The 6,731-nt window shown below is 67.3% G+C and carries 3 protein-coding genes and 2 pseudogenes; 1 reads left to right on the forward strand and 4 read right to left on the reverse strand.

Features of this window, described 5'->3' with window-relative positions; genetic code table 11:
* Positions 1–109 precede the first annotated feature (109 nt).
* Both FUT87_RS07465 and FUT87_RS07470 read right to left on the reverse strand, forming a co-directional pair.
* Positions 110–796 (reverse strand): hypothetical protein, encoded by a 687-nt coding sequence (locus FUT87_RS07465; protein ID WP_147240616.1) that lies wholly within the window; start codon positions 794–796, stop codon positions 110–112.
* Positions 797–1,039: 243 nt separating this feature from the next.
* Positions 1,040–2,410, reverse strand: coding sequence for a hypothetical protein (locus FUT87_RS07470; protein ID WP_186830408.1), 1,371 nt, complete (start codon positions 2,408–2,410; stop codon positions 1,040–1,042).
* A 491-nt stretch (positions 2,411–2,901) separates the two neighbouring features.
* Between FUT87_RS07470 and FUT87_RS07475 the strand changes: the two genes are divergently transcribed.
* Positions 2,902–3,888 carry an NAD-dependent epimerase/dehydratase family protein gene (locus FUT87_RS07475; protein ID WP_147240618.1) on the forward strand — a complete coding sequence of 329 codons (987 nt, stop codon included), beginning with the start codon at positions 2,902–2,904 and terminating at the stop codon, positions 3,886–3,888.
* On the opposite strand, the pseudogene FUT87_RS28535 reads toward FUT87_RS07475, so the two are convergent.
* Both FUT87_RS28535 and FUT87_RS07490 read right to left on the reverse strand, forming a co-directional pair.
* Positions 3,875–5,426, reverse strand: a pseudogene (locus FUT87_RS28535) (methyl-accepting chemotaxis protein). The gene FUT87_RS07475 and the pseudogene FUT87_RS28535 sit on opposite strands and share 14 nt — an antisense overlap.
* 137 nt (positions 5,427–5,563) lie before the next feature.
* Positions 5,564–6,731, reverse strand: a pseudogene (locus tag FUT87_RS07490) (hypothetical protein); the annotation flags it as partial.

Below are 6,731 nucleotides of genomic sequence, written 5' to 3' on the forward strand. Positions count from 1 at the left end.
CCGCGCAAAGTCATTCATTTCGTCATCAATTTAGTCGCGAATTTCGTCATCTTCTTGACCAAGTGGTTCGCCCTAGAATTCCTCTCCACACTATGTGGACGACAGCATTTCACCCTGGCACCGCAGTGAGCCGGACATCAATCGCTTCCTGGCAGGCATTCCTCTCAAGCACCAACTGGTCGGAACCCCAGTCGATATCGCACTGGTCCTCCACATAGGTTCTGAGAACAACAAGCTCCTTGTGTCCGCGAGTGCTACGGCGCAAGAACAGCCGATCCTTAAACGGCTGGGAGCGAAACACGGGAAACGTTGCCCGAGCCAGAAGTGGCGGCACGAACTCCAACATGCTCTTGCCGTTAGCATTCCACCGGAAGGACTCGGTTACCGGCCGAAGTCCAGCCTGCTTGAGCCGCCGAGCAGCGAGGGCCACTTCGCGACCCGGTTCGGAAAGGCGCCCACTGCGGGCTGCGGCTTCAACCGAGTGCCACGCCATGCTCAAGCGTTTGGCGTACGTCGCGCCCATCGAGGTAAATGCGGCAAGCCGCTTCCACCCCTCAAGGTACTCGACGCTTCCGCCCCATCCGCGGCCGCGCACGACCACGTAGTCGTGCAGCGCGTTCAAGTGATCTCGGATCACCTCGCCGTACATCCGATGACTGAGCGGCAACACTTCGATCCGCGACACCGAAGTCCGCTGAAGTTCATGGGCTTTGCGCAGCTGCATTTGCGGCGAGCGACCGTCGCGCGTCAGGCGGTCGATGTCGACGTGGTCGAGCCGAAGAGAGGTTTGGGTCACGTTTGAAACTTGGATCGTCCAGCCGATTGAAGAAGTGGGTTGACTGGCACCCCTTCGCCTGGACGGTCTCGCGTAGGGCACCAGGACCGTATAGGTCGGTGATGCCAGTACCGCGAGCGGGAAGACTCTTCGCTGCAAAATCTCCCCGCGATCGAGCCCCGTTATCGGCTAAAAAATTCTGCCGCTTTCCAGAACCGGCGGACTGTGACTAGGCCGGCAGGGGGGCGCCGACGCGTGCCGCGTTCATTCACCAGCGCTAGGCGGTGCGCCAGGGGTACCAAGCGTGGCATCGACGCGCAAGGGAGCTGCAGAGGGGTCTCGAGAAAGCTCGAAGACCAGGAGGTCGTCGTCCTTATCTAGGCCTCCGGACTCGATGGTCACCTGCGAGAGGATGTCTCCTTGCTTCAAGCGGTGATCGAAGATGTTGGCGGAAGTCGGCGTCTGTTTGAGCCCGGTGACTTCGTGGAATCGCTCCAGAGTCATGCGGCCAGCGAGAAGTTCTAGGACAGCCCGCGACGATAGTTTTACAGTCATTGACGACCCTCGTGATTGCATTCCTGTGCCCAAGTACCAGCCGCGGGAATCGTGGCGGTAGAGGGCCTGCTGGTGTAGAGATCGGGCTTGGTAGCCTTCGAATCGGGGAACGGGAAGGCAGGAGGCCAGGCGCTGGGCAACTGCGGTGTCAAGGCGAAGCCCTGGTCGCAGGAACAGCGAACTCCGCCACTCAGATCGGCGCGAGCCGGTAAACCACAAGCCGGTGTCTCGAAATGGCGAGAGCGTGAGCACCACGTCTACGCCCACATCCGAACTGCGCAGGAAGTATTCGATGACTTGCCGCCCGGTTACCGAACGCTGCATGCCGAAGACAGCGTCGAGTCGCCGGATCAATGTCGAGCCAGCATCAGCGACAACGATGCATCTGACCCCTGTGAACTCCGGACTTGCCAGTTGCCTGCGTTTTTCGTCCAACGCGTCGAACAGCGGGTTGTCTTCTAATGAGTAGGCCTCCGCCGGCATCGAACAGAAGACGTTGCTGTGAGGATGCCGCGGAACCTCATGCCATTGCACGGTCACGTGCGTGGCGCCCTGAAGTAGCACCAGCGGCTCGCGCACCCCATCTTGCATGAGCCAGCCACGCAGCAGATCCACAGTCCCAGCCGACGGCTCGAAGTCCGCGTCTACCTTTCGGCGCCGGAAGTAGGCGGAGCCCTCATAGCCTTGCTCGACATGGATCTGGAACGAGAGGTGCTTGCCGCGACCTCGGCGGATCCTGTTGGCGGCTTCCTTCAGCTTTGTCCCAACTCGCGCAAGCTCCGGCTCCTGCGCCATCCGGCCGTCGGAGACCGCAGTCACTTCGACGACACAAGGTTGGCCCGGGAACAGTTGCTCCGTATAGATGTCTGGACGCCGATCGCCGAACCACTCCGGCTCCGTCTCAATTTCACCAAGTCGCGCGAGCGCCCAGACCACTGCGAGCTCCATTTCCGCGGGCAGTGCTTGGTCGACGCGCTTGTTCTCGAGCCTGGCTCGCACGTCGGTGAGCTTCTGCGCGTCGCCTCTTCGAGCGAGGTCGTCGAGCATCGCTTGCAGGCGTCGTCGGGTGAAGATGGGCATTCGTTCGCTGCGTTGTGCCTAGCGTAGTGGTGTAGAACCGCACTGATGCTAGTTCGGCTTAACCTCACGGCATGTGCTGCATGCTATCTGTCGCGCGGCGAGCGTCGGACCAGCTGCGGCGCTTCGCATTTGCGCCTGTGAGCCCCCAAACCCTAGTTCCTTTTGAAGGATGTGCCTTAAATTTAGGCGCTCCTTTAAACGGCTGTCCGCGCACTAGAAAACCATATACAGAACAACAAGTTAGCCATCCGAGAACGCGCGGCAGTGCGATGGTCTCGTTTTGCACTCGCGGCAACGGGATGTCTCGAAAGACAGCTGACCAAAGCTGAAAAAGCCCGAAACGCGGCAATCCGGTGCGACAAAACGCGGCAAGTTTTGAGTTGAAGCCACAACACGCGTGGCAACCGGCTTTTTCATTGCCGCTCGTCGTTGCGGATGCGTGCTGCCGACGGCGGATACTGCGCCCTGTCCCATCGCGACGCGAGCTCCCCATGCGACTGCTCATCCTCGGCGGCACTGTCTTCCTCGGGCGCCACGTCATCGACGCCGCGCTCGCGCGAGGCCATGCGGTCACGATGCTGAACCGCGGCCGCCACGGCCGCGGGCTGTTCCCCGAAGTGGAGCGCCTCGTTGGCGATCGCGACGGCGACATGAGCGCCCTGCGCGGCCGCGCGTTCGACGCCGTCATCGACTGCACCGCCTTCAATCCCGCGCAGGTCGAGCGCGGCCTCGCCGCGCTCGACACCGGCGCACCGCATGTGGTCCTGGTCTCGTCGATCTCGGCCTACGGCGTATTCCCGCCGCACCGGGTCTTCGACGAATCGGCGCCGCTCGCGCCGGGCCACGAGGGCTACGGCCCGCTCAAGGCCCGCGCGGAAGAGGCGCTCACGCACGCCCTGCCCGGTCGTCACGCCATCGTCCGGCCCGGGCTGATCGTCGGCCCGCATGACCCGACCGGCCGCTTCACCTACTGGCCGACGCGCGTCGCGCGCGGCGGCGAGATCCTCGCGCCCGGCCGGCCGGAACGTCCGGTCCAGGTCATCGATGTCCGCGACCTCGCGGCGTTCTGCCTGACCCTCGCCGAATCGCGCGTCACCGGCAGCTTCAATGCCGTCGGGCCGCGGATGCCGATGCACGCACTGCTCGACGCCTGCGTCCAGGCCGCGCCGGAGGCCGGCGCGCGCTTCACCTGGCTGCCGGACGACCTGCTGCTGGTGCTGGGCATGGCGCCCTGGACGCAGCTCCCGCTCTGGCTGCCCGAGAACGACCCGACCCATGGCGGCATGCTGCTCGGTGACGCCACCCGCGCGGCGGCCGCGGGCCTGACCTGCCGCGCCATCGAGGACACCGCCGCGGACACGTTGGGCTGGGCGCTGGCGCCGCGCGAGCCGGACTGGGATGCCAGCAAGCTCGTCGCCACGCTGACCCCGGCGCGCGAGGCCGAGTGCCTCGGCGCCCGCCCGGTCACGCCAGCCTGAACACCGCGATCGCGGCCGACAGCCGCTTCGACTGGTCCTTGAGGCTCTCCGCCGCCGAGGCGGCCTGCTCCACCAGCGCCGCGTTCTGCTGCGTCATCTGGTCCAGGTGGCCCACCGCGGCGTTCACCTGGTTGATGCCGTCGCTCTGCTCCTGCGAGGCCGCGCGGATCTCGGCAATGATGTCGGTCACCCGCTGAACGCTGGTCACGATGTCGGTCATCGTCGTGCCCGCGTCGGTCACCAGGCGCGAGCCCGATTCCACGCGGTCCACGCTGGTCGCGATCAGCGACTTGATCTCCTTGGCCGCTTCCGCGCTGCGCTGCGCGAGCGAGCGCACCTCGCCCGCCACCACCGCGAAGCCGCGCCCCTGTTCACCCGCGCGCGCCGCCTCCACCGCCGCGTTCAGCGCCAGGATGTTGGTCTGGAAGGCGATCCCGTCGATCACGCCGATGATGTCGGCGATGCGCCGCGAGCTGTCGCTGATCTCGCCCATCGTCGTGACCACCTGCCCCATCACCGAGCCGCCGCGCTGCGCCGTCTCCGCGGCCGAGCTCGCCAGCTGGTTGGCCGTCAGCGCCGCATCCGCCGTCTGCCGCACCGTGCCCGTCAGCTGCGTCAGCGAGCGCCGCCTGCTGCAGGTTGGACGCCGTCTGCTCGGTGCGCGCCGACAGGTCCATGTTGCCGCTGGCGATCTCGGCGCTGGCGGTGCCGATGCTGTCCGTCGAGCCGCGCACCTCGCCGATCAGCCGCAGCAGGGATCCCTGCATCGCATCCAGCGCGCGCAGCAGCTGCGCGGTCTCGTCGCTGCCGCGGGTCTCGATGCGTCCGGTCAGGTCGAAGCGCGCGATCGCGTCGGCCACCTGCGCCGCCTGGCCCAGCGGCCGGGTGATCGAACGCGTCAGCCACACCGCGAGCGCGCCGCCCGCTGCGAGCGCCACCAGCCCGAACACCACCAGCGCGATCCGGGCGCGTTCGTTGGTCGCGGCCAGCGCCTGGATCGCCTGGTCCAGCTGGTCGCGCTGCTGCTGCGCCACGGCGCGGATGCCGTCCAGGTAGGCGCTCGACGCCTTCTGGAACTGCTCGTCGAAGATCTGCTTGGCCTGCGCCATGTCGCCCTGCTTCTTCGCCGCGGTGATGGCGTCCCGCACCGTCAGGTAGGTCTTGCGCAGCTCAGCCACCTTGTCGAAGGTGGCGCGTTCCTCGGGCTTCGTCAGCAGCTTGTCGAGCCGCTGCTGCAGCTCGGTCGAGACCTTGGTCGCCTCGGCGGCGGCCTGGGTGAAGAAGGTCGCCAGGCCCGGGTCCGCGCTGACCGCGATCGCCGTGGTGCGCGTCGTGCCGTTGAACACGTTGCGGTACCAGTCGGACGCGGCGCGCTCGGTGACGATCGCGTCGGTGTACATCGCGGCGGTCTGCTCCGCGACGCGGTTCAAGCCCCAGTACCCCAGCGCCGATCCGATCAGCGCGATCACCAGGACGCCGGTCTGGACCATTCCCAGACGACGACCGATGGACCCCCGGGCGTTCGTGTTGGACATCATGTGGTTCTCCTCGGACGCGGCCCGAAGGGAGATCGGACCTCGACGCGGCACGATGTGGCACGCGCAACCGTACTCCGATCTCCGGCCGGCGTTAAGGGGCCGGCCCCCCGATCCCGGCGGACCGGGGCGGCTGTCACTCAGACGCGTGGCACGAGGCGCACCTGCGGGATCGGCTTGAGCGAGCCGACCTCCAGCGTGCGCGGTTGTCCCGACTGCTTCAGCGGCACGGCCGCGCCCAGGCCCTGCAGCCCGGTGAGGAACCGGGTCGCCTCCGCCCGCATCGCCGACGAGCGCCGATACCGCGGATCGTCCTTGAGCAGCGCCAGCCAGTCCGCCGGCGCGCCGGCCGCCACCACCTCGAGCGTGGCCGGCTGCATCACGCCCAGGAAGGTCGTGAGCCGCGCGCGGCGATGGTCGTCCCAGCCCGCGCCGCCTTCCGCGCCCAGCGGATGGAAACGCGCGATCAGGCGCTGCGCCGCCAGGCCGCCCGCATCCGCCAGGGCCGCGATCGTGCCGGAGGCCATGGTCAGGTTGAGCCCGCCCTCGTCGGGCTTCTGGCTGATCTGCACGATGCGGTCGCGGAAGCCGGGCGTCGGGAACAGGATCTCGTCGCGCCAGTTCTGCATCGTCCCGACGATGCTCCAGAGGAAACCCGCCAGCCCCGCCAGCGGCGTCTTCTCGCGCGCGGCCGCCTCGCGCTCCTCCCAGTCGGGGACCAGGTCGGGCTCCGGCCAATAGCGCAACCGGCCGCCGCGATCGTCCTCGGGCAGGTAGACGCGGCCGCCCTCGTTGCCCGCGACGGCGGGCTGGATGCCATGGTCCGGATGCGGCGGCTTCAGGCTGACCGCGAAGGTCGGGTGCCGCGGCAGCATCGCGTCGAAGAGGTGCAGCGGCATGTTGCTGCCGATGCCGCCGTCGGAGAACCAGATCCGCGTGGCCCGCAGGCGCAGCTGGCGCCGGGCCTCGGCCGTCTCCGCGGCGCGCACCTGGGCCTGCGCGCGCTGGTTCGCGGTGCGCGACCAGTCCACCGCGTACAGCGGCACCGCCGACAGCAGCAGCGGGAAGCTCAGGCTCATCCGGACCGCGACGACGACCGGCAACTCGCCATGCCGCGGCAGCGGTCTCAACTCGCGCCCCTGCGCGTTCTCGATCACCGGCCCGTCGTTGCCGCCGGCGAAGGGCGCCGCCAGCGCGGCCATCACCGCGGGCGGGAACAGCCTCGACCACTCCTGGGGGTCGTAATAGAACATCGGCGTTCCCGGCCGGAACGGGATGCTGTAGACCATCTGCTGGCTCACCGCGCTG

The organism is Mitsuaria sp. TWR114, from assembly GCF_007997345.1.